Source organism: Mesorhizobium sp. M0016, from assembly GCF_040324035.1.
Lineage (GTDB): Bacteria > Pseudomonadota > Alphaproteobacteria > Rhizobiales > Rhizobiaceae > Mesorhizobium.
Map to the genome: position 1 here is coordinate 84,489 of NZ_JAMYVM010000001.1, position 20,824 is coordinate 105,312.

Annotated in this window: 22 protein-coding genes; 11 read left to right on the forward strand and 11 right to left on the reverse strand. The window is 62.3% G+C overall.

Annotation, left to right across the window (positions count from 1 at the left end; genetic code table 11):
* Positions 1 to 13: 13 nt before the first annotated feature.
* The 3 genes from NKJ88_RS00465 to NKJ88_RS00475 are packed head-to-tail and all read right to left on the reverse strand — an operon-like array spanning position 14 to position 4,609.
* Complete coding sequence (locus NKJ88_RS00465; protein ID WP_031203833.1) at positions 14 to 1,015, reverse strand: rhamnose ABC transporter substrate-binding protein; 1,002 nt, start codon at positions 1,013 to 1,015, stop codon at positions 14 to 16.
* Positions 1,016 to 1,061: 46 nt separating this feature from the next.
* Positions 1,062 to 2,051, reverse strand: a complete 990-nt coding sequence (locus NKJ88_RS00470) for an ABC transporter permease (RefSeq protein WP_023695803.1) — start codon at positions 2,049 to 2,051, stop codon at positions 1,062 to 1,064.
* Positions 2,048 to 4,609 (reverse strand): ATP-binding cassette domain-containing protein, encoded by a 2,562-nt coding sequence (locus NKJ88_RS00475; RefSeq protein WP_352443346.1) that lies wholly within the window; start codon positions 4,607 to 4,609, stop codon positions 2,048 to 2,050. Before NKJ88_RS00475 ends, NKJ88_RS00470 begins: the two co-directional genes overlap by 4 nt.
* Positions 4,610 to 4,851: 242 nt before the next feature.
* Between NKJ88_RS00475 and NKJ88_RS00480 the strand changes: the two genes are divergently transcribed.
* The 8 genes from NKJ88_RS00480 (at position 4,852) to NKJ88_RS00515 (ending at position 12,017) form a co-directional block, all read left to right on the forward strand.
* Positions 4,852 to 6,084 carry an ROK family transcriptional regulator gene (locus NKJ88_RS00480; protein ID WP_023701572.1) on the forward strand — a complete coding sequence of 411 codons (1,233 nt, stop codon included), beginning with the start codon at positions 4,852 to 4,854 and terminating at the stop codon, positions 6,082 to 6,084.
* A 265-nt stretch (positions 6,085 to 6,349) separates the two neighbouring features.
* On the forward strand, positions 6,350 to 6,994 hold the full coding sequence (locus NKJ88_RS00485; RefSeq protein ID WP_023686131.1) for a 50S ribosomal protein L25/general stress protein Ctc: 645 nt from the start codon (positions 6,350 to 6,352) through the stop codon (positions 6,992 to 6,994).
* A gap of 21 nt (positions 6,995 to 7,015) precedes the next feature.
* Entirely contained in the window at positions 7,016 to 7,753 is a 738-nt protein-coding gene (pth, locus tag NKJ88_RS00490) for an aminoacyl-tRNA hydrolase (protein WP_352443347.1), read from the forward strand.
* 14 nt (positions 7,754 to 7,767) lie between these two features.
* Complete coding sequence (locus NKJ88_RS00495; protein ID WP_352443348.1) at positions 7,768 to 8,478, forward strand: alpha/beta fold hydrolase; 711 nt, start codon at positions 7,768 to 7,770, stop codon at positions 8,476 to 8,478.
* A gap of 258 nt (positions 8,479 to 8,736) precedes the next feature.
* Positions 8,737 to 9,840: a redox-regulated ATPase YchF gene (gene ychF, locus NKJ88_RS00500; protein ID WP_352443349.1), complete on the forward strand. Its 1,104-nt coding sequence runs from the start codon at positions 8,737 to 8,739 to the stop codon at positions 9,838 to 9,840.
* A 201-nt stretch (positions 9,841 to 10,041) separates the two neighbouring features.
* A complete protein-coding gene (gene corA / locus NKJ88_RS00505; protein WP_023701569.1) occupies positions 10,042 to 11,016 on the forward strand; it encodes a magnesium/cobalt transporter CorA in 975 nt (324 codons plus the stop codon).
* A gap of 78 nt (positions 11,017 to 11,094) precedes the next feature.
* Positions 11,095 to 11,556, forward strand: a complete 462-nt coding sequence (locus NKJ88_RS00510; RefSeq protein ID WP_023670033.1) for a MaoC family dehydratase — start codon at positions 11,095 to 11,097, stop codon at positions 11,554 to 11,556.
* The gene (locus NKJ88_RS00515; RefSeq protein WP_352443350.1) at positions 11,553 to 12,017 is read left to right on the forward strand and encodes a MaoC family dehydratase; all 465 of its coding nucleotides are present in this window, start codon (positions 11,553 to 11,555) and stop codon (positions 12,015 to 12,017) included. Before NKJ88_RS00510 ends, NKJ88_RS00515 begins: the two co-directional genes overlap by 4 nt.
* Before the next feature lie 97 nt (positions 12,018 to 12,114).
* Here NKJ88_RS00515 and NKJ88_RS00520 read toward each other — a convergent pair whose 3' ends face one another.
* From NKJ88_RS00520 to petA, 5 genes are all read right to left on the reverse strand, one after another.
* Positions 12,115 to 12,660, reverse strand: coding sequence for an adenine phosphoribosyltransferase (locus tag NKJ88_RS00520; RefSeq protein WP_352443351.1), 546 nt, complete (start codon positions 12,658 to 12,660; stop codon positions 12,115 to 12,117).
* Between the two features lie 9 nt (positions 12,661 to 12,669).
* Complete coding sequence (locus tag NKJ88_RS00525; protein ID WP_023749787.1) at positions 12,670 to 13,815, reverse strand: alpha-hydroxy acid oxidase; 1,146 nt, start codon at positions 13,813 to 13,815, stop codon at positions 12,670 to 12,672.
* 186 nt (positions 13,816 to 14,001) lie between these two features.
* On the reverse strand, positions 14,002 to 14,874 hold the full coding sequence (locus NKJ88_RS00530; RefSeq protein ID WP_023670029.1) for a cytochrome c1: 873 nt from the start codon (positions 14,872 to 14,874) through the stop codon (positions 14,002 to 14,004).
* A 23-nt stretch (positions 14,875 to 14,897) separates the two neighbouring features.
* The gene (locus NKJ88_RS00535) at positions 14,898 to 16,241 is read right to left on the reverse strand and encodes a cytochrome b (protein ID WP_023670028.1); all 1,344 of its coding nucleotides are present in this window, start codon (positions 16,239 to 16,241) and stop codon (positions 14,898 to 14,900) included.
* 16 nt (positions 16,242 to 16,257) lie between these two features.
* Complete coding sequence (gene petA / locus NKJ88_RS00540) at positions 16,258 to 16,818, reverse strand: ubiquinol-cytochrome c reductase iron-sulfur subunit (protein ID WP_023670027.1); 561 nt, start codon at positions 16,816 to 16,818, stop codon at positions 16,258 to 16,260.
* A 259-nt stretch (positions 16,819 to 17,077) separates the two neighbouring features.
* On the opposite strand from petA, the gene NKJ88_RS00545 reads away from it, so the two are divergent.
* The 3 genes from NKJ88_RS00545 to NKJ88_RS00555 are packed head-to-tail and all read left to right on the forward strand — an operon-like array spanning position 17,078 to position 18,125.
* On the forward strand, positions 17,078 to 17,353 hold the full coding sequence (locus NKJ88_RS00545) for a type II toxin-antitoxin system Phd/YefM family antitoxin (RefSeq protein ID WP_023701566.1): 276 nt from the start codon (positions 17,078 to 17,080) through the stop codon (positions 17,351 to 17,353).
* Entirely contained in the window at positions 17,353 to 17,775 is a 423-nt protein-coding gene (locus NKJ88_RS00550) for a type II toxin-antitoxin system VapC family toxin (RefSeq protein WP_023823404.1), read from the forward strand. The genes NKJ88_RS00545 and NKJ88_RS00550 overlap by 1 nt, the downstream gene beginning before the upstream one ends.
* Before the next feature lie 5 nt (positions 17,776 to 17,780).
* The gene (locus tag NKJ88_RS00555) at positions 17,781 to 18,125 is read left to right on the forward strand and encodes a cupin domain-containing protein (RefSeq protein ID WP_023683696.1); all 345 of its coding nucleotides are present in this window, start codon (positions 17,781 to 17,783) and stop codon (positions 18,123 to 18,125) included.
* Between the two features lie 20 nt (positions 18,126 to 18,145).
* Here the strand turns inward: NKJ88_RS00555 and NKJ88_RS00560 are convergent, their stop codons facing one another.
* The 3 genes from NKJ88_RS00560 to NKJ88_RS00570 are packed head-to-tail and all read right to left on the reverse strand — an operon-like array spanning position 18,146 to position 20,819.
* A complete protein-coding gene (locus NKJ88_RS00560; RefSeq protein ID WP_023823403.1) occupies positions 18,146 to 18,454 on the reverse strand; it encodes a DUF6665 family protein in 309 nt (102 codons plus the stop codon).
* A 1-nt stretch (position 18,455) separates the two neighbouring features.
* The gene (locus tag NKJ88_RS00565; RefSeq protein ID WP_023823402.1) at positions 18,456 to 18,932 is read right to left on the reverse strand and encodes a GNAT family N-acetyltransferase; all 477 of its coding nucleotides are present in this window, start codon (positions 18,930 to 18,932) and stop codon (positions 18,456 to 18,458) included.
* A 3-nt stretch (positions 18,933 to 18,935) separates the two neighbouring features.
* Complete coding sequence (locus NKJ88_RS00570) at positions 18,936 to 20,819, reverse strand: ABC transporter ATP-binding protein (protein ID WP_023823401.1); 1,884 nt, start codon at positions 20,817 to 20,819, stop codon at positions 18,936 to 18,938.
* Between the last annotated feature and the right edge of the window lie 5 nt (positions 20,820 to 20,824).

Genomic DNA, 20,824 nt, shown 5'->3' on the forward strand with positions numbered 1-20,824 from the left:
GGCCTTGGGAGGCTTAGAACTTAAACTCGGCCAGGTTTTCCGGCGTCACGATCTTGGCCGGGCCAAGGATCAGTTCGCCGCTGGCCCCGATCGTGTATTCGCCGAGCCTGCCCGCCGTGAACTTCTCACCTTCCTTGCCGGTGATCTTGCACTGCGCCAGCGCCTGGGCCGCCTGATAGGTCAGGTAGCCGAGATCGGTGACATTCCACCAGATATCCTGGGCAGAGCCATCCTTGATGTATTTCGAAATCAAAGTGGCCGGCGCAAGGCCGGTCAGCTTGACCTTGCCGATCATGCCGGCTTCCTCGAGTGCGCGCGCGGCCGCCGGAAGGCCAATGCCTGCCGGCACGATGATCACCTTGAGATCCGGAAACGCCTGCACCAGCGCCAAGGCCTGCTGCTGGTTGACCTGCTCGCTCTCCTCGCCATAGGCGACCTGCACCAGTTTCATCTTGGCGTATTTCGGCTCTGCCGCCATCTTCGCCTTCATGAAGTCGATCCAGGCGTTCTGGTTGGTCGCCGTCGGCGTCGACGACAGGATGGCGAACTCGCCTTCGCCGCCGCTGAGGTTGAATGCGCTTTCCAGCATCATTTCGGCCAGACTGTCGCCCTTCACCTGGTTCACGAACACCGCGCGCGCATCGGCCGCGACGTCGGAATCGTACGAGATCACCCGGACGCCTTGCTGAACGGCGCGCTTCAGCGCAGGCGCAACCGCATTGGCGTCGTTGCCGGCGATAGCGATGACGCCGACCTTCTGCGACACAAGGCTGTTGATGAATTCGATCTGTGCCTCGGCCGTCGCTTGCGAAGGGGCAACCTGGGTGGCGGTGCCGCCAATTTCCTTCGCAGCCTCCTCGGCGCCGCCGAAAGCCACCTTGAAGTAGGGATCGGTGTCGAGCTTGGGCAGGAAGCCGACGGTCACCGGTTCCTTGGCGCATTCCTGGCTGTAGGCCAGCGAGGCCGGCGCAAGCAGAACCGCGGATGCGAGCAGGGCTATTCTAAACGCTTTCATTGTGTCTCCTCCGTCAGAATTCGGGCTTGAAGAAAGGGGCCCGAGATCACCCCTTGGTTTCGCGCAGGACGCGCGATCTTGACAGCCGCTCCTCCAGGGAGCGCCAGTAATTGCCGACCAGCAGCGAGCCGATCAGAAGCAGGCCGATGATCATGCCTTGAGCGTCGCCGCCGATCTGGTTGAGCGCCAGCACATTTCGGATGATGGCGATCAACAGCAGCGCCAGCATGACCCCCGTGAGCCGCCCCTTACCACCGAAGACGCTGACGCCGCCGAGCAGCACGATGGTGATGACATCGAGCTCCATGCCGAGCGCATTGTTGGCGCGGGCGTTGGAGAGGCGCGCGGTATAGACGATGCCGGCGATGGCTGCGACCATGCCCGAAACGACGAACAGCTTCAGCACCATTTTGCGCGTATCGATGCCGGAATAACGCGCCACTTCGGGGCTGCCGCCGAGCGCATAGATGCGCTTGCCGGTCGGCGTCTTCTGCAGCACCACCGCGAAGATCGGCGCCAGCAGCAGGAACGGCACGATGGTCCACGGGATTTGTGTGCCCGGCAGATTGCTGATGCCGAAATCGACGACCGCCGGCGGCAATATGTTGACCGAACCGGTGCCGAGCAGGATGTAGCCAATGCCCCGATAGAGCGCCATGGTGCCGAGCGTCACCACCAGCGACTGCAGCCCCAGCCCTGAAACCAGATAGCCATTGAAGGCGCCGAGCAGGCCGCCGAAGACCAGCGTCAGCGGAATGGCCGCCAGCGTCGGCACGCCGCCCTGGACGAGCAGGCCAAACACCACGGATGTCAGCGCCAGCACCGAGGCGATCGACAGGTCGATCTCGCGGGTGATGATGAGCAGCGTCATCGGCAGGATCAGCAACGCCTTTTCCGAGGCGCTCGCCGCCAGTTGAGAAAGGTTAAAGCCGGAAACGAAATTCGGCACGAAGACCGCCGCATAGACGAAGACAGCGAGGCAGGCGGTCGCCAGCAGCAGATCCCAGAAGTCGATCGAGCGGATAAACTTTCTCATCTCGCCCTCGGCTGTCTTGCCTGTTCGGCACGCCGCGCGATGAAGGTGTCGATGCCGATGGCAACCAGGATCACCAAGCCATAGACGCCCTGCAGCCAGAGCGGGTCGACACGCACCAGCGTCAGCCCGTTCTTGATGACCAAGAGCGTGAGCGCGCCAAGGATGATGCCGAGCAGCGTGCCCGAGCCGCCGCGGATGGCGACGCCGCCGACCACGGCGGAGGCGATCACGGTGAGCTCGAAGCCGAGCGCGACGCGGGCATCGATGGTGGCGTAGCGCGATGCCCACAGCGCCCCGCACAGGCCGCCGAGCAGGCCGGCCATGCCGAAGGCCAGCAGGATGCGCCGGTCGACCGGAATGCCGATCAGCCGTGCGCCGTCCGGGTTGGAGCCGGTGGCAAACAGCTCGCGTCCGGTTGCGGTGCGATAGAGCAGCACATAGCCGGCGCACAGGATGACAATAGCGATGACGACGATCAGCGGCACGCCGGCGATCTTCAGCCCGGTCATGTCGAGCCAGGCTTGCGTGACTTCGTCGGCGCTGACCTGGTCGCCCGCCGCCCAGATCGAGTTGAAGCCGCGGAAGATCGACATCGAAGCCAGCGTAACGACGATGGCCGGGATCTTTCCCCTGGTAACGACAAGGCCGTTGAGCAGTCCGGCAAAGCCGCCGACCGCGCAGGCGGTGATCAGGCCGATGCCGATGTCCAATCCGGGATAGGCCTGAACCATGCTGGCCGCCATATAGGCGGAGAGGCCGATCACAGCTGCGATCGACAGGTCGATGTTGCGGGTGATCAGCACCAGCATCTGCGCCAGTGCGGCGACAATCAGCAAGGCCGCGTCCATCGACACAGCGGTGAGGTTCGCCGCGCTCACCATGCGCGGGTTGATGATGGTGACCGGAATGGCGACGGCGAGCATCGCCGCAAGCAGGCCGAATTCCCGCCGCTTCAGAAAATCGAACGGTTCTTTTGCCTTTTCCTCCTCGGCGGCGCGTTCTATCTGCGCTGCCTGGCCGGCACGTTCATCGGTCCTGGTCGCCGCTTCCAGTACTTTTTCCTGCGTGGCTTGCCCGCGCGAAAACTCGGCAGTCTGGCGGCCTTCGCGCAGCACGATAATGCGGTCGCACATGCCGATCAGTTCGGGCATCTCTGACGAGATCAGCAGGATCGCCATGCCTAGCGCGGCAAGGTCAGCAATCATTGCATGCACTTCCGCCTTGGTGCCGACATCGATGCCTTGCGTCGGCTCGTCGAGGATGAGCACGCGCGGCTCGGTGCGCAGCCATTTGGCCAGCACCACCTTCTGCTGGTTGCCGCCGGATAACTCTTTCACCGGCTGCCCATAACCGGAAAAGCGCAGCTTCATGCGCTTCAGCCAGTCCGCCACCAGACCGATGGCGCGGTCGGTGCCGTAGAGACCGCGTTGTGCGGCCTTGTCGAGAACAGGTAGCACCGCATTGTCGAGGATGGAGAAATCCATCACCAGGCTCTGGCCCATGCGATCTTCCGACACATAGGCGATGCGCGCATCCATGGCGTCGCGCGCCGAGGCGAACTGCACGGGCTTGCCGTCGATCAGGATTTCGCCGGCGTCGGGCCGGTCGATACCGAACAGCACGCGCGCAATCTCGGTGCGTCCGCTGCCGACCAGACCGCCAAGGCCGAGCACCTCACCTGCGTGAAGCTTGAGGTCGATGCCGGTAAAGCCGCCGGCGCGCGAAAGTCCCTTCGCCTCCAGCACCAGCGCGCCTGAGGCATGGCGCCGTTCGGGATAGAGGTCGGTGACTTCACGCCCGACCATCATGCTGATGGCGGCAGCACGGCCAAGCTCGGCCTTCGGCTTGACGCCGATCAGGCGCCCGTCACGCAGCACGGCGATACGGTCGGCGATGCGGAAGATTTCATCCATGCGGTGGCCGACGAACATCATCGCCACGCCGTGCAGCCTGAGATCGGCAACGACGGAAAACAGCCGCTCGACCTCGCGCTGCGACAGCGCCGCCGTCGGTTCGTCCATGATCAGCACGCGCGCATCCAGCGACAGCGCCCGGGCTATTTCGACCAGTTGCTGTTCTGAGGTACGCAGGGTTCCCAGCCGCGTTGCCGCCGGCACGTCGAGGCCGACGGTCGCCAGCACCTTGCGCGCGCCGGCCAGCATGGCGGCGTTGTCGATGCCGCCGAAGCGGTCGCGCGGCATATGGCCGAGATAGATATTTTCCGCCACCGAAAGATCGGGAAACAGGCCCGGATGCTGGTGCATAACCGCAATGCCGGCCGCCTGCGCGTCATGCGGCGAATGGAAGACGGCTGATTTGCCGTCAACCTCGACATGACCGCTGGTGGGAGAATGCACACCGGCCAGAAGCTTCACGCAGGTGCTCTTGCCGGCGCCGTTTTCGCCAAGCAGCGCCAGCACCTCGCCCGAGCGCAATTCGAAGGAGGCGTCCTTGAGCGCAATCGTGCCGCCGAAAGCCTTCGCCGCCTGAACCAGCGCAACGGGAACAGCCCGCACCTCCGCAGCGTCGGCTTCGCTTTGTGTGCCCGAGTGCAGCACGTCTCCTCCCTGACTAGTTATTTTTTCAATTTGCTATATTAAATCGCGCAAAGGCGCAACGGCAAAATTGACTTCCATGGTTCCGACGCGCACTGTCGCCGCCAACATAGGCACCGCAGGGTGCGCTCGGCCGCAGGTGGTTTGCGGGCTTCGCGCCGGGAACGGGACATTTGGGGAGTGTGCGGGTTTTGTCAGGGAAAGGCAGCAATTCTGTCAAAGTTCGGCACTATAATGAGCGTTTCGTGCTCGACGCCATCCGTCGCCTCAAGGAAGCCTCCAAGTCCGATCTGGCGCGCGCGGCAAGCCTGACGCCGGCGGCCGTCGCTGCCATCGTCGACGGCCTGGAATCTTCCGGATTCGTAAAGCAAGTGGGAAAAAGGTTCGGGCAGCGCGGTTCGCCCTCCACGCTTTACCGGCTGACGCCGGAGCGCATCTACAGCGTCGGCATCAAGATCGGCCGGCGTGCGCTTGAAGCCGTTCTGGTCGACTTCGCCGGTGAAATCCGCGCAAGAGAGTCGCACGAATACCGCTTCCCCGATCCTGATTTGGTGCTGAAGGCCGGCAACATGGCGCTGGCCACCTTCGAAAAGCTGGTGGATGGGCTTGGCGATGCCAGCATCGTCGGCGTCGGCATTGCCTCACCCTATTTCCTCGGCGGCTGGAGCGAGGAACTCGGCTTTCCCGACGATCTCGGCAGCCGCTGGGAGGCGATCGACCTGACGACATGCTTTGCCACGCCGGCGAAGACGCCGGTGTTCGTGGAAAACGACGCCACGTCGGCGGCGCTGGCCGAACTTGTCCAGGGCGCCGGCGCCCGCTTTCGCGATTTCATGCACATCTCGATCGACACTTTTGTCGGCGGCGGCCTGGTGCAAGGCGGCAGGGTCCATACCGGGCCGCATGGCAACAGCGCTGCCCTCGGACCCTTGCCGGTCTCGCCCTCAAGCCTCGATTCGGTGGCGGCGAAGCCTGCGCGCTACCAGAGCCTGCTGCATCGCGCCTCGATCTATGTGCTGGTCAATCACCTGAGGTCGCGCGGCGTGGTGATCAATCGTGTGCGGGAACTCGATCCGTTGCCAGCCGAAGCGCGCGTGCCGCTGTTCGAATGGATCGACGATTGTGCGAGCGCGCTGGTCGAGGCGATCATCGCCATCACCTCCATCATCGACATCGAGGCCATCGTTCTCGACTCGATCCTGCCCAGGCCGATCCATCTCGAACTGCTGGCAAGGGTGCAGACCCAGTTCAACCAGGCCAGCGCAATCGGCATCGTGGCGCCGGAGATCGTGTCGGGGCAATTCGGCCCTGAGGCCTCCTCGATCGGCGCTGCCATGCTTCCGTTCTCGGCGCTGCTGGCGCCCGACAGCGGCGTGCTCATGATCGGCAAGGACCGGACGAAACTGCTGAGCGCTCTGTCCACGCTCGGTGGCGCCAAGGGAAACGGATCAAATCCGCCCACCGACCTGCCGGCCTGAGCGCAATGCGGCGCGCCCAACGCAGGCATCGGCCGCCCTTGCCCGCCATGGCTTGCACGCCTGCCCGCCTTCCGCTATAGAGCCGCCACCCGCGTAGACACCCTTGGAGGCAACGCGGCGGAAGGCTGCCTTCCCTTGTGATCCCGAACAAAGCTCCGCGTATGCGGTTTCTGGCATTCGGACATCCAGGCCTGGCGGCTTTCGACGTTTACGGTCCAGGCACACTGCCACCGCAAACGCTCCATAAAACGCGAAAGGAAATGCCATGAGCCACGATACTTACGAGCTCAAGGCCGAAGCGCGCGAACAGGTCGGTAAGGGGTCCGCCCGTGCAGTTCGCCGCAACGGTAAAGTGCCTGCAGTTATCTACGGCGACAGACAGCCTCCCCTGGCGATTGCGCTGAACTACAAGGACGTCTTCTACAAAATCCATGGCGGCGGGTTTTTGACCACGATCGCCACGATCGATGTCGACGGCAAGAAAATCCAGGTTCTGCCCAAGGATTTCCAGCTCGACCCGGTCAAGGATTTCCCGGTCCATGTCGACTTCCTGCGCATCGGCAAGGACACCGAGGTCAACGTCGACGTGCCCGTCCACTTCATCAATGAAGACAAGTCGCCCGGCATCAAACGCGGCGGCGTGCTCAACATCGTGCGTCACGAAGTCGAGTTCCACTGCCCGGCCAATGCGATCCCGGAATTCATCACCGTCGATCTCACCGGCGCCGACATTGGCGATTCGATCCACATCTCGGCGGTTACCTTGCCGGCCGGCGTCAAGCCGGTGATCTCCGATCGCGATTTCACCATCGCGACCATTGCCGGCTCCTCGGCGATGAAGCCGGAGACGGAAGAGACGGCGGAAGCGGCAGCCCCCGAAGCGGCGGCTCCTGCTGCCGAAGAGAAGTAATTTTCGGGCCCGGAGTTCACGATGCTTGTCTTTGCAGGCCTCGGCAATCCGGGCGCGAAATACGCTGATAACCGGCACAATGTCGGCTTCATGGCGGCGGACGCAATTGCCCGCCGCCATTCGTTTTCGCCCTGGTCGAAGAAGTTCCAGGGCCTGATCGCCGAAGGCACGATTGCCGGCGAAAAGATTCTTCTGATCAAGCCGCAGACCTTCATGAACCTGTCGGGACAGCCGGTCGGCGAAGCCCTGCGCTTCTACAAGCTCGGCCCCGAGGCGCTGACCGTCTTCTACGACGAGATCGACCTGCCGGCCGGCAAATTGCGGGTCAAGGTCGGCGGTGGCGCCGGCGGCCACAACGGCATCCGTTCGCTCGACCAGCATGTCGGCAAGAATTTTCGCCGCGTGCGCATCGGCGTCGGCCATCCCGGCGTCCGGGAAATGGTGCAGTCCCATGTGCTCGGCGACTTCGCCAAGGCCGACCGCGAATGGCTGGACGTGCTGCTCGACACCATCGCCGACGATGCCGGGCTGCTGGCCAAGGGCGACGACAGTTCCTTCATGAACCGCATTACTCTGGCCCTGCGTGACAAGCTGGTGCCGACCAGCGACGACGACCGGCCGCCGCCAAAGGCGCCGAAGGCTGAAGGTCCAAAGGCTCAAAGCCACATCCGCCAGGCACGGCCACAGCAGGCGCCGGCCAAGCTGCCGGAAAGCGGCCCGATGGCCGCCATGCTGCAGAAACTGTTCGGCAAGAAGTGAACCGCTTCCGCCGAATGAAGAATGAGCGTAAAAAGATAGTTATTCTGCCAGGTCTAGATGGCACAGGGCGCCTCCTGGTCGACTTCGCAGAGCAACTAGAACGTCACTTCTTTCAGGTTGAGGTGATTTCCTACCCCACGCAGGAACCGTACACCTATGACGCCTTATTGGACATTGTCAGAAGCCAACTGCCAAACGAAGACTTCATACTGATCGGCGAGTCGTTTTCTGGTCCTCTGGCTATTCGGATTGCTTCAGAAAATCCGCCCTTTCTCAAAGCAGTTGTCCTAGGGGCCTCGTTTGCGCGGGTTGACTTTCCATTGAAGCGCGTGATTGCTGGGGTGCTGCAATGGGTACCGTTTGCACTCATCCCATTCGTGTTTCTTAATGCGTTGCTGATGGGTGGGCGGGCCACACCCAATCAACGGCATGAGTTAAAAGGTGCCCTCGGAATCCTGCATCCAGACGTAGCAAGAATGCGCGTAAAAGAGGTCCTGACAGTTGACCTCACCAACTCAGGTCTCACCGTTTCCCAGCCTCTGCTTTATCTCAACGCCTCTGCCGACCTGTTGATCGGTGCACAGGCGACCGAAGCCCTCGCCACGATCGTTGAAGACATGTCTATCAAGGATATTCCCGCCCCACATTTCCTGTTCCAGATGGAGCCGGCCCTATGTGCGCAAGCCGTTATGGAGTTCAGCCGACCGCGGTTTGATAAGTCTTAAACATCTTAACCCTGTGGAATCTGCGCCTATCTCGCTGTTAGCCGATCCCCGACCAATGGATAGCTTTTCGTCAGCCACAGTCAGAACGCGCTGGGAGAATGGACGTCGGCACCGCGTCATGCGCCCTGTCGTCGAGTCTCCGTTCTCTCCAAAGCATGTGGCGCGCGTCTGGCAAGATCGACCAAGGGCTTGACGTTGCTCACCCCTATCGCCCATAGCCCTCATCAAATTTCTAGTTTCCCGATAGGACCGGACAAAATGGGTTTCAAATGCGGCATCGTTGGCTTGCCCAACGTCGGCAAGTCGACGCTTTTCAACGCGTTGACCAGAACGGCGGCGGCGCAGGCCGCCAACTATCCTTTCTGCACCATCGAACCGAACACCGGCGAGGTGGCGGTGCCCGATCCGCGGCTGCAGAAGATCGCCGCGGTTGCCAAGTCAAAAGAGATCATCCCGACCCGCATCTCCTTCGTCGACATTGCCGGCCTGGTGCGTGGCGCCTCCAAGGGCGAAGGGCTGGGCAACCAGTTCCTCGCCAACATCCGCGAGGTCGACGCCATCGTGCATGTGCTGCGCTGTTTCGAAGATGATGACATCACCCATGTCGAAGGCCGCATCGATCCCGTCGCCGACGCCGAGACGGTCGAGACCGAGCTGATGCTTGCCGACCTCGACAGCCTCGAGCGCCGCATCGTGCAGATCCGCAAGCGCGCCTCTACCAAGGACAAGGAAGCCACCACAGTCTTGCCGTTGATGGAGGCGGCACTCGAGCTGCTGCAGGCCGGCAAACCGACCCGCATCCTGCTCAAGGGCATTTCAGCAGAGGACCTGCGCATCCTGCAGGGGTTGAACCTCTTGACCTCGCACCCCGTTCTCTATGTCTGCAACGTCGCCGAAGCCGACGCCGCCACCGGCAACGAGCACACCAGGGCCGTGGAAAAGATGGCGGCCGCGCAGGGCGCCGGCACCGTGGTGATCTCAGCCGCGATCGAGGCCGAAGTCGCCCAGCTCTCCGACGAGGAAGAGATGGAGTTCCTGTCCTCGCTCGGCCTCGACGAACCTGGCCTCAACAAGGTCATCCGCGCCGGCTACGATCTGTTGCATCTCATCACCTATTTCACCGCCGGGCCGAAGGAGACGCGCGCCTGGACGATCCACAAGGGCGACAAGGCCCCGCAGGCGGCCGGCGTCATCCACACCGATTTCGAGCGCGGCTTCATCCGCGCCCAGACCATCGCCTATAACGACTACGTCACGCTGGGCGGCGAAGTGGCGGCCAAGGAAGCCGGCAAGGCGCGCGACGAAGGCAAGGAATATGTCGTCCAGGATGGCGATGTCCTGCTGTTCAAGTTCAACACCTGAGGCATCTCGCGGCTCGCGCGCTGACGGCGGCCGATCACGGCTTCGTCAAGTGGAGGAGCCGGCATGCCGCTTCGCTTGACTGCCCTTGGCACCGGGTCTATGGCCGTTTGCATGCGACTTGCCGTCCCCGTGGGAACGGCGGCGCGTGCAAGACCCATCGCTATTAAACGAAACCTTGGGCTCAACCAACGGAGACCGGCGATGATCAAGGCCTTCGTCGTCGACAATGATCGCCTGCGCCTCGCCGACGATCTCGTGGCCAATGGCGATCAGGTCGTCTGGGCCGACCTTCTCAACCCGACCAAGGAAGAAGAAACAACGATCGAGACTTGGCTCGGTGTTGCCATCCCGACGCGCGAGGAGATGGAGGAGATCGAGATTTCGAGCCGCCTCTACATCGAGGACGGCGCCTACTTCATGACCGCCACCTTGCCGGCGCAGACCGAAATCGATGATCCCTTGATGTCACCGGTTACCTTTGTGCTTGCCGGCCCGAGACTGGTCACCATCCGCTATCATGAGCCGAAGGCGTTCAAGACCTTTCCCCTGCGCGCCGAGAAGGTGGCGACAGGCTGCACCACCGGCAACACCATCCTGATCGGCCTGCTGGAGGCGATCGTCGATCGCCTAGCCGATATTCTCGAACGCGCCGGCCGTGACATCGAGACGATCTCGCGCGATATCTTCGAAGCGCGGTCGACCAAGGTGAACAAGCGCAATCGCGATTTCCAGGAACTGCTCAAGGCCATCGGCCGCAAGGAAGACATTGCCTCCTCGATCCGCGACAGCCTGATCTCGCTGCAGCGCCTCACCGGCTTCCTTGCCCACGTCGCGACCCAGATCAAGATGAGCAAGGACGTCCGCGCCCGCATCAAGACAGTATCGCGCGACGTGCTGTCGCTCGCCGACCATGCCACCTTCCTGTCGCAGAAGATCTCGTTCCTGCTCGACGCGACGCTCGGCATGATCTCGATCGAGCAGAACGCCATAATCAAGATCTTCTCGGTCGCCGCCGTCATCTTCCTGCCGCCGACGCTGGTGGCTTCGATCTACGGCATGAATTTCGACGTCATCCCGGAGCTGAAATGGGAGCTCGGCTATCCCTTCGCCATCGGCCTGATGATCCTGTCGGCGATCCTGCCGTTCTGGTATTTCCGCCGCCGCGGCTGGTTGTAGGCCCAATAGAATTCGCTTGACCAAACGCCGCCCGGACGGCATCCGGATGCCCGGTGATCGTACAACCGGATTGGGATCATGACCGCAAAAAGCTGGGCCTACGAGGATTTCACCGAGGGCGCATCGATCGACCTCGGCGCCAAGCAGGTGAGTGCGGCCGAAATCATCGAATTCGCCACCGAATTCGACCCGCAGCCGATGCATCTCGACGAAGCCGCCGGCAAGGCCAGCATCCTTGGCGGCTTGGCCGCCTCCGGCTGGCACACCTGCGCGATCTTCATGCGCATGCTGTGCGACGCCTTCCTGCTCGACTCGACCGCGCAAGGCGCGCCCGGCATCGACCAGGTCAAATGGAAGAAGCCGGTGCTGGCCGGCGACACACTGGCCGGCAGCACCAGCGTGCTTGCCAGGCGCCTGTCGAAATCCAGGCCTCAGCTCGGCCTCGTCACCTTGCGCAGCGAACTGTTCAACCAGCGCGGTGAAAGCGTCTTCGAACTTGAGAACACTGTCATGTTCTTGACCCGCGAGGCCGGCGCATGAGCCTCGACGCGTTCTTCCGCATCGGCGAAACCATCAACCTCGGTTCGCACACATTCGAAACCGAGGCGATCAAGGCGTTCGCCTGCAAATACGATCCACAGGTCTTTCATGTCGACGAGGAGGCGGCGAAGAAAAGCGTGTTCGGCCGCCTCTGCGCCTCAGGCTGGCACACCGCGGCCACCTGGATGAAGCTCAATCTCAAAAATCCTATGGACGCTTCTCAATGGACCGGACCCGGCCCGGTACCAGAATTCGGCCCCTCCCCAGGCTTCAGGAACCTGAAATGGCCAAAGCCGGTCTGTGCCGGAGAAACCGTCACCTTCATGCGCACGGCCCTGTCCCACCGCCCGCTTGCCACCCGCCCCGGCTGGCGCCTGCTGGCGCTGCGCTCGGAAGGTTCCGATTCGGCAGGCGACAAGGTGCTGGAGTTCGACAGCGCCGTGCTGGTGAAGGCTGGGTAGTGAATAGTGAGTAGTGAGTAGTGAGTAGTGAGTATCAGAGTGTGTGAGTAAGCCTAGCGCCTGTCATTGAACGCTGACATTCACTATTCACTATTCACTAATGCCCATCAAACCCGATCAACGTCCGCACCGGCACGCCCAGCGCTTCGAGCTTCGCCCGTCCGCCGAGATCCGGCAGGTCGATGACGAAGCACGCGGCAAGAATATCGGCGCCGATCTGCCTTAGCAGCTTGACCGCCGCCTCCGCCGTTCCGCCGGTCGCGATCAGGTCGTCAACCAGGATCACCTTCTCGCCCGGCGCAACGCCGTCCTTGTGCATCTCCATCTCGTCCAGCCCGTATTCCAGGCTGTAGGCGACGCGTACCGTCTCGTAAGGCAGCTTGCCCTTCTTGCGGATCGGCACGAAACCGGCCGAAAGCTGGTGCGCGACCGCACCGCCGAGGATGAAGCCGCGTGCCTCGATGCCGGCGATCTTGTCGATCTTCTGGCCGGCATAGGGATGCACCAGCTCGTCGATGGCGCGGCGGAAGGCGCGCGCATTGCCGAGCAAAGTGGTGATGTCGCGAAACAGGATGCCGGGCTTGGGGTAGTCCGGAATGGTGCGGATCGCGGCGAGCAGCGTGTCTTCGAGCGAGGATTTCATGGGTCGAGATTACCTGAAACGGAGGTTGTTGCGCGACAATTGTTCGATCGAACTGCAGCCCATCAGCTTCATGCCGCGCTCGATCTCGACCCGCATCTGCTCCAGCGCCCGCTCGACGCCCGGCTGTCCGGCCGCCGCCAAGGGGAACAGATAGTAGCGGCCGACGCCAACAGCCTTGGCGCCGAGCGACAGCGCCTTCAGCACATGGGTGCCGCGCTGCACGCCGCCATCCATGATGACGTCTATTCTGTCGCCGACGGCATCGACGATCTCGGCCAGTTGGTCGAACGCCGCCCGCGAGCCGTCCAGCTGCCGGCCGCCATGGTTGGACAGCACAATGCCGCTGCAGCCGATCTCGACGGCGCGCTTGGCATCCTCCACCGACATGACGCCCTTGAGACAGAACGGACCTCCCCACAGTCTGACCATCTCGGCAACATCGTCCCAGGTCATCGACGGATCGAGCATCTCGGTGAAGTAGCGGCTGATCGACATCGTGCCGCCGCCCATGTCGACATGCTCGTCGAGCTGCGGCAGCTTGAATCCCTCATGGGTGAAATAGTTGATCGCCCAACCCGGCTTCAGCGCGAACTGCAGCATGCCGGCAAGGTTGAGCTTGAAGGGGATGGCAAAGCCGGTGCGCTTGTCGCGCTCGCGGTTGCCTCCGGTGATGCTGTCGACGGTCAGCATCATCACTTCGACTCCAACCGCTTTCGCCCGCTGCATCATCGCCCGGTTGAGGCCGCGATCCCGGTGGAAATAGAACTGGTAGACCTGCGGGCTGCTGCTGATCTTGCGCGCTTCCTCAAGACTGACAGTGCCGAGCGAGGACACGCCGAACATCGTGCCGAATTTGGCCGAAGCCTTGGCCACCGCGCGCTCGCCTTGATGATGGAACAGCCGCTGCAAGGCGGTCGGCGAGCAATAGACGGGCATGGCCAGCTTCTGGCCCATCACCGTCACCGACATGTCGATCTCGCTTACCCCGCGCAGCACGTTGGGAACGAGGTCGCTGCGCTCGAAGCTCTCGGTGTTGCGGCGGTAGGTGACCTCATCGTCGGCCGCGCCATCGATGTAGTTGAAGATTGGCCCCGGCAACCGCTGCTGGGCCATGCGCCGGAAATCGGAAAAGTTGTGACAGTCGCGTAGCCGCATCATCGATCCCAAATGCCCCTTTAGCCGGCGATCCGCCGGGCGCGCGTGCAATACCAATCGCATGGCGGCGTGCCAACGGACTTCTTACTGGACGGCTGCTGCGCCAAGATGCGAACCATGTCCGGTTTGGCAAGCAAAAAGGGCGTCCGAAGACGCCCTTTCCATTTCCGAGGAATAAGATGCGGCTTAGTGCGCCACGCCTTCCCACACCTTGCGCTTGGTCAGATACATCAGCGCCCCGAACAGAAGCAGAAACACCAGCACGCGGAAGCCGGTCTTCTTGCGGTCTTCCATATGCGGCTCGGCCGCCCACATCAGGAACGCCGAGACGTCGCGCGAATACTGGTCGATCGTCTGCGGCGAACCGTCATCGTAGGTCACCTGGCCGTCGGAGAGCGGCTTGGGCATCTTCAGCGACACGCCGGACATGAAGTATGGATTATAGTGGGTGCCTTCGGGGATCACCATGCCGGCAGGTGGCGTCTCGTCGTAGCCGGTCAGCAGCGAATGGATGTAGTCCGGGCCGCCCTGCGCATATTGCGTGAAGATGTCGAAGACGAAGCGCGGGAAGCCGCGCTCGACGCCGCGCGCCTTGGCCAGCAGCGACATATCCGGTGGGGCAGCGCCGCCGTTGGAAGCGGCAGCCGCCTCCTCATTGGCGAACGGCGCCGGGAAATGGTCTGACGGCTTGCCCGGCCGGTCGAACATGTCGCCGGCATCGTTGGGTCCATCATGGATGGTGTACTCGGCCGACAGCGACTTGATCTGCGCTTCCGAATAGCCGAGGTCCTCCAGCGTGCGGAACGCCACCAGGTTCATCGAGTGGCAGGCCGAGCAGACTTCCTTGTAGACCTTCAAGCCACGCTGCAGCTGCGCCTTGTCGTAGGTGCCGAACGGACCGGCAAAAGTCCAGTCCATCTCCTTCGGCTCGTGGATCGGGAAATGCGTCGGTGCCGCCGCGTTGTGCGCCTCTTCAGCGGCGATCGCCACACTGCCGACGGCTCCGATGCCAGCGGCAAACACGCCTAGCAGGGCGAGCGAGGTGAGAATCTTTTTCATGCCAAATCCCCTTAGATTCTCACTCAGCCTTTGGTTTCCGGCGCCGCGGTCGCACCGGCCGGATGTCCCCCTCCGGCACCCTTGTTCTTCTCCAGCACCGCCTCGGTGATCGAATTCGGCAGTCTGCGTGGCGTCTCGATCAGGCCAAGCACCGGCAGGATGACGAGGAAGAAGGCGAAGTAGAACAGTGTCGCCGCTTGAGCGTAGCCAACGTAGTTGCCCGAGACCTCACCTATCAGGAGGGTCAACAGACCGCCGCCTTCCGCCGGCTGCGAGCCAAGCCAGCCAAGCAGGACAGCGTCGGCGACGAACAGCCAGAAGAACAGCTTGTACCAGGGCCGGTAGACCGCCGAGCGCACCTTGGAGGTGTCGAGCCACGGCACCAGGAACAGCATGACGATGGCGCCGAACATGCACAGCACGCCACCGAGCTTGGAGTTGATCGGCCCGATGTTGAAGGTGATCGCGCGCAGGATCGCGTAGAACGGCAGGAAGTACCATTCCGGCACGATGTGGGCCGGCGTCTTCAGCGGGTTGGCGATCGTGTAATTGTCCGGATGGCCGAGAAAGTTCGGCAGGTAGAAGACGAAATAGGCGAAGAAGAACAGGAACACGATCATGCCGAATGCATCCTTGATGGTCGCATAGGGCGTAAAGGCAACGGTGTCGGTCTTCGATTTCACCTCGATGCCGGTCGGGTTCGACTGGCCGACCACGTGCAGCGCCCAGACGTGCAGCACGACGACGCCGGCGATCATGAACGGCAGCAAATAGTGCAGCGCAAAGAAGCGGTTGAGCGTCGGGTTGTCGACGGCGAAACCGCCGAGCAGCAGTTCCTGGATCCAGTTGCCGACCAGCGGAATGGCACTGAAGAAGCCGGTGATGACGGTGGCGCCCCAGAAGCTCATCTGACCCCAAGGCAGCACATAGCCCATGAAGCCGGTCGCCATCATCAGCAGATAGATGATGCAGCCGAGGATCCACAGCAGCTCGCGCGGCGCCTTGTAGGAGCCGTAATAAAGCCCGCGGAAGATGTGGATGTAGACGGCGACGAAGAAGAACGAGGCGCCGTTGGAATGCATGTAGCGCAACAGCCAGCCCGAATTGACGTCGCGCATGATCTTCTCGACCGAATTGAAGGCGAGGTTGGTGTCGGCGGTATAGTGCATGGCCAGCACGATACCGGTCAGGATCTGCGCCACCAGCATGATCGTGAGGATGCCGCCGAAGGTCCACGCATAGTTAAGGTTGCGCGGCACCGGATAGGCGATGAAGCTGTCATAGACCATGCGCGGCAGCGGCATGCGGGCGTCGAACCAGCGTTCGATACCGGTCTTGGGCGTATAGGTCGAGTGTCCCTCGCTCATCGAATTATCCCCTGCCTCAACCGATAAGGATTTTGGTATCGGAAATGAACTTGAATACCGGCACGGCCATGTTTTCCGGCGCCGGGCCTTTGCGGATGCGGCCGGCGGTATCGTACACCGAACCGTGGCACGGGCAGAACCAGCCGCCGAAATCGCCTTCCTGGCCAAGCGGAATGCACCCCAGATGCGTGCAGACCTGCACCATCACCATCCAGGCTTCCTTGCCGGGCGTGGTGCGGTTGGCGTCGGTCGCCGGCGCATCGGCGGGCAGATTGGCGTTGCGGGCAATAGGATCCTTGAGGTCGGCAAGGTTCACGGCCTCGCCGTCCTTCATCTCCTGCTCGGTGCGGTTGCGCACCACGACCGGCTTGCCGCGCCATTTGACGATCAGCGACATGCCAGGCGTCAGCGAGGCGACGTCGACCTCGACCGAGGCCAGCGCCAGCGTCGAGGCATCGGGGCGCATCTGGTCGATGAAGGGCCAGGCAACGGCGCCTGCGCCAACCACTGCCGCCATGCCGGTGGCGACGTAGAGAAAATCACGACGGTTGGGATCCTGGGTGTCGGTTGCGCTCACGGGTGCCTGATCCTTTCGCCTCTTCCGAGCCGGCGGCCGAGCTTTGTCCCCGCTCCATCGCGCCGGCCCGACAGCGCATGGCGAACAAGCTAGCGAATTCCTCCGGCATTTGGATTTCGGTTTATGCGTGAAGCCCGTTTTTGTCCAGCGGGCTGAGGCCACAAGGGCAGATTGTCGCGGGCGTTCCGCACGAAGAGAAATTTGACGAGCTTGGCCGAATGTAGCAATATGTCTACATCTTCCGGATGGAGGTGTTGATATGAATATCTCGACGAAGACGATAACCATCATGTCGAGCCGTGAATTCAACCAGGACACGGCGCATGCCAAACGGGCAGCCAAGAACGGGCCGGTCATCATTACCGACCGCGGCAAGCCCTCCCATGTGCTCATGTCGATGGAGGAATATCAGCGTTTAGAGAAGAAGCCGAGAAGCCTCGCGGACGCGATTGCCGATGATCGCCCCGAAGCAGATTTCGACTGGGAACCACCTCGCCTGGAAGGACCGTTTTTCAAGATTCCCGAACTCGACTGATGTTCATTCTTGACACCAATGTCGTTTCGAATCTGCGTCGTCGGGACAAGGCCGATCGCAACGTTTTGGCCTGGTCAGAGACCCACGACATCGCCAGCTTTTTCATTTCGGTCATTTCGATCCTGGAACTCGAAATCGGAACATTGCTCTTGTCGAGGAAGGATACTCGCCAGGCCACCATGTACCGTGAGTGGTTGGATCAGACACTCATTCCACAGTTTGACGACCGGATATTGAGCATAGACACGGCTGTTGTCGTGCGTTGCGCAAACCTCCACGTTCCCGATCCAAAGCCGGAGCGCGACGCCCTCATAGCCGCTACCGCGCTCGTCAAAAACTTGACAGTCGTGACCCGCAACACCAAGGATTTTGAAGGCACCGGCGTGAAGCTTTTCAACCCCTGGATACCGACGAAGGGTTAGAGGCTATGGCACATATTATCGACCGCGAGACCTGGACCAGGACGCCCGGCCGCTGGCAGGGCGAACTGCAATGCGGCGCCTACGACTCCAACTCCTGCCTGATTTTCAACTATCAGGAAGAGATTGGCGGCGGCCCGCGCCTGCACACGCATCCCTATTGTGAAATCTTCATCATCCGGCAAGGCACCGGCCTGTTCACGATCGGCGACCAGCAGATCGAGGCCACGGCCGGCCAGATCCTGATCGTGCCGCCTGATACGCCGCACAAATTCACCAATCTCGGCCCAGGCCCGCTCGAAACGACCGACATCCACGAAAACGGCAGCTTCATCACCGAATGGCTGGAATGATTGTTGCCGGCTGGTGACCTCTAGCTTGCACCGAGCCTGACCAGCACGGCCCTTGGGATATCGTATTCGCGGATGACCGACTCATGCCGGCGCAGGCCGCAGAGTTCACGCTGGATGAAATAGGCGTGCACCGCCGCGGCAGCCTCCTTGAGCAGCCGCGGTCGCTGCTCCTCGTCGTCGTTGTTCTGACGGAGCTTGGCCAGCGTTTCCTCGACCCGTTGGCCGGCACGGCCGAGCGCTGCGGCCTTTTCAGCCAGTATCTCATGGCCGAGGGCGTCGAACGCGGCTTCGGCAGCCGAGGCGCCTAGGGATGGCGGACGCAGTGGCATCTCAGCCTCCTTTTCTGTCTTGAGAGAGCATCATGCGGTGCGTGACGAATTCTTCGCCCACCACCGGCTGGAAGCCAAGCCGTTCATAGAAACCAAAGGCTTCTTGTGGCGCGCGGGTGTTCAGCACGGCAAAATGGTGACGTGCCCTGTCAATGACGGTCTCGACCAGCATGCGCCCAAGGCCGCTGCGGCGGTGACGCGCGCTGACGAACAGGTGCCTGACCCGGCCGTGGTCCCGGCCTTCGAAATAAGGATCGATGTTCAACCCGCACACACCAGCGAGTTCTCGGCCATGCCATGCGCCAAACAGCGCCTCGCCTCGTTTCAGGAACTTGTTGCGGCCGCCTGCCCAGCCATCCGCCAGACGCACCAGCATCCAGTAGCCCTCCAGCCGGCTCTCCTCCTTCAGCGCGTCGAAGGCCGGCGCGGTTGGCCGCAGCCGCTTGAGGACGTAGCCGACATCAGGCGACGCTGCCATGCCCTACTCCGCCGGCCGTGTCTCTTCCAGCACGCTTTCCTCGTGGTAGAGGAAGCCGCCGGACTGCCGCTTCCACAGCCGCGCATAGAGCCCGTCGAGCGCCACCAGCTCGTCATGCGTGCCCTGTTCGACGATGCGGCCTCCGTCCAGCACCACAAGACGGTCGAGCGCGGCGATGGTCGACAGCCGGTGCGCTATGGCGATGACCGTCTTGTTCTCCATCAGCCTGGCCAGATTCTCCTGGATCGCCGCCTCGATGTCGGAATCGAGCGCCGAGGTCGCCTCGTCGAGGATCAGGATCGGCGCATCCTTGAGGAAGACGCGGGCGATCGCGACGCGCTGGCGCTGGCCGCCCGACAGTTTCACGCCGCGCTCGCCGACAAAAGCCTCGTAGCCGGTACGGTCCCGGTTGTCGCGCAGGCCCAATATGAACTCGTGCGCCTCGGCCTTCTTCGCCGCCGCGATCACCTCGGCCTCGGTCGCGTCCGGCATGCCGAGCTTGATGTTGTCGCGCAGCGAGCGGTGGAACAGCGCCGTGTCCTGGCTGACCACACCGATATTGGCGCGCAGCGAGTTCTGCGTCACCTCGGCGACGCCTTGCCCGTCGATCAGGATTTTGCCGCTCTCGAGGTCGTAGAGGCGCAAGATGAGGTTGGCGAGCGTCGTCTTGCCCGCGCCCGACGGCCCGACCAGCCCGACCTTCTCGCCAGGCTTGACCACAAGGTCGATGCCATTCAGCACGCCAAAACCCTTGCCGTAGTGGAACTCGACATTCTTCACCTCGATGCGGCCGCCGGCGACGACAAGCTCTTTCGCATCCGGCGCATCGACAAGGCCAAGCGGCTGCGAGATCAGCGCCTTGGAGTTTTCCAGGACGCCGAGATTTCGCAATATGCCGTTGAGCTGCATCATCACGCGCCCGAGCAGCATGTTGAGCCGCAAGACCAGCGACAGCGTGAACGCGACGGCGCCGACGGTGATCGACCCTTCGACCCAGAGATAGACGGCAAAGCAGCCAATTGCGGTGATCATGATGCCCGACAGCGTCGTCAGCGCCATGCGCACGCCGGTCAGCCGGCGGGTGAAGGGCCGTAGTGCATCGAGATAGATGTCGAAGCCGTTCTTGATGTAGCGGTCGTCGCCGTCGGCCGAGAATAGCTTCAGCGTCTGCACGTTGGAATAGGAATCGATGATGCGCCCATTGATCATCGAGCCAGCTTCAGCCGTGGCCTCGGCATGCCTGCGGATCGAGGGCAGATAGAGCTTGGCCAGCCAGGCGAACGCGAGGATCCAGATCACCACCAGCACGGCCAGGCGCAGATCCAGCCCGGCGACCAGCGCCAAGGTCGTCACCGTATAGATGAGCATGAACCAGATGACCTCGATGAAGCTCTCCATCAGGTCGCCGGTCGCCTGCCCCGCCTGCCAGACTTTTGTCGCGATACGGCCGGCGAAATCGTTCTGGAAGAAGGTGTAGGACTGGCGCGATACGTGCCGGTGCGCCTGCCAGCGCACCAGATTGTAGAACCCCGGCGTGATCGTCTGTTCGTTGACCAGCGCCGACAGGCCGACGACGATGGTGCGGATGACCAGCACCACTGCGATCATGAAGACAAGCTCAGGCCCGGCGGCGGTCCACAGCGCGTCCCAGGTGCGTTCACCGGGAAGCTGATCGAGAATATCGACCAGCCGCCCGACGAAGTAGAAAAGCCCGGCCTCGATCAGCGGCGCGATGCCGCCGATGACCAGCATGGCGAAGAAGGCGAACTTCGCCTGGCCGACATAGTGCCAGAGGAAGCCGCCGACGCTTGACAGTGGCCGAAGGTCCGCCGGCTCCCTGAACGGATAGACCCAGTCCTCGAACCAGCGATAGACGGCTGTCATCATGCTGA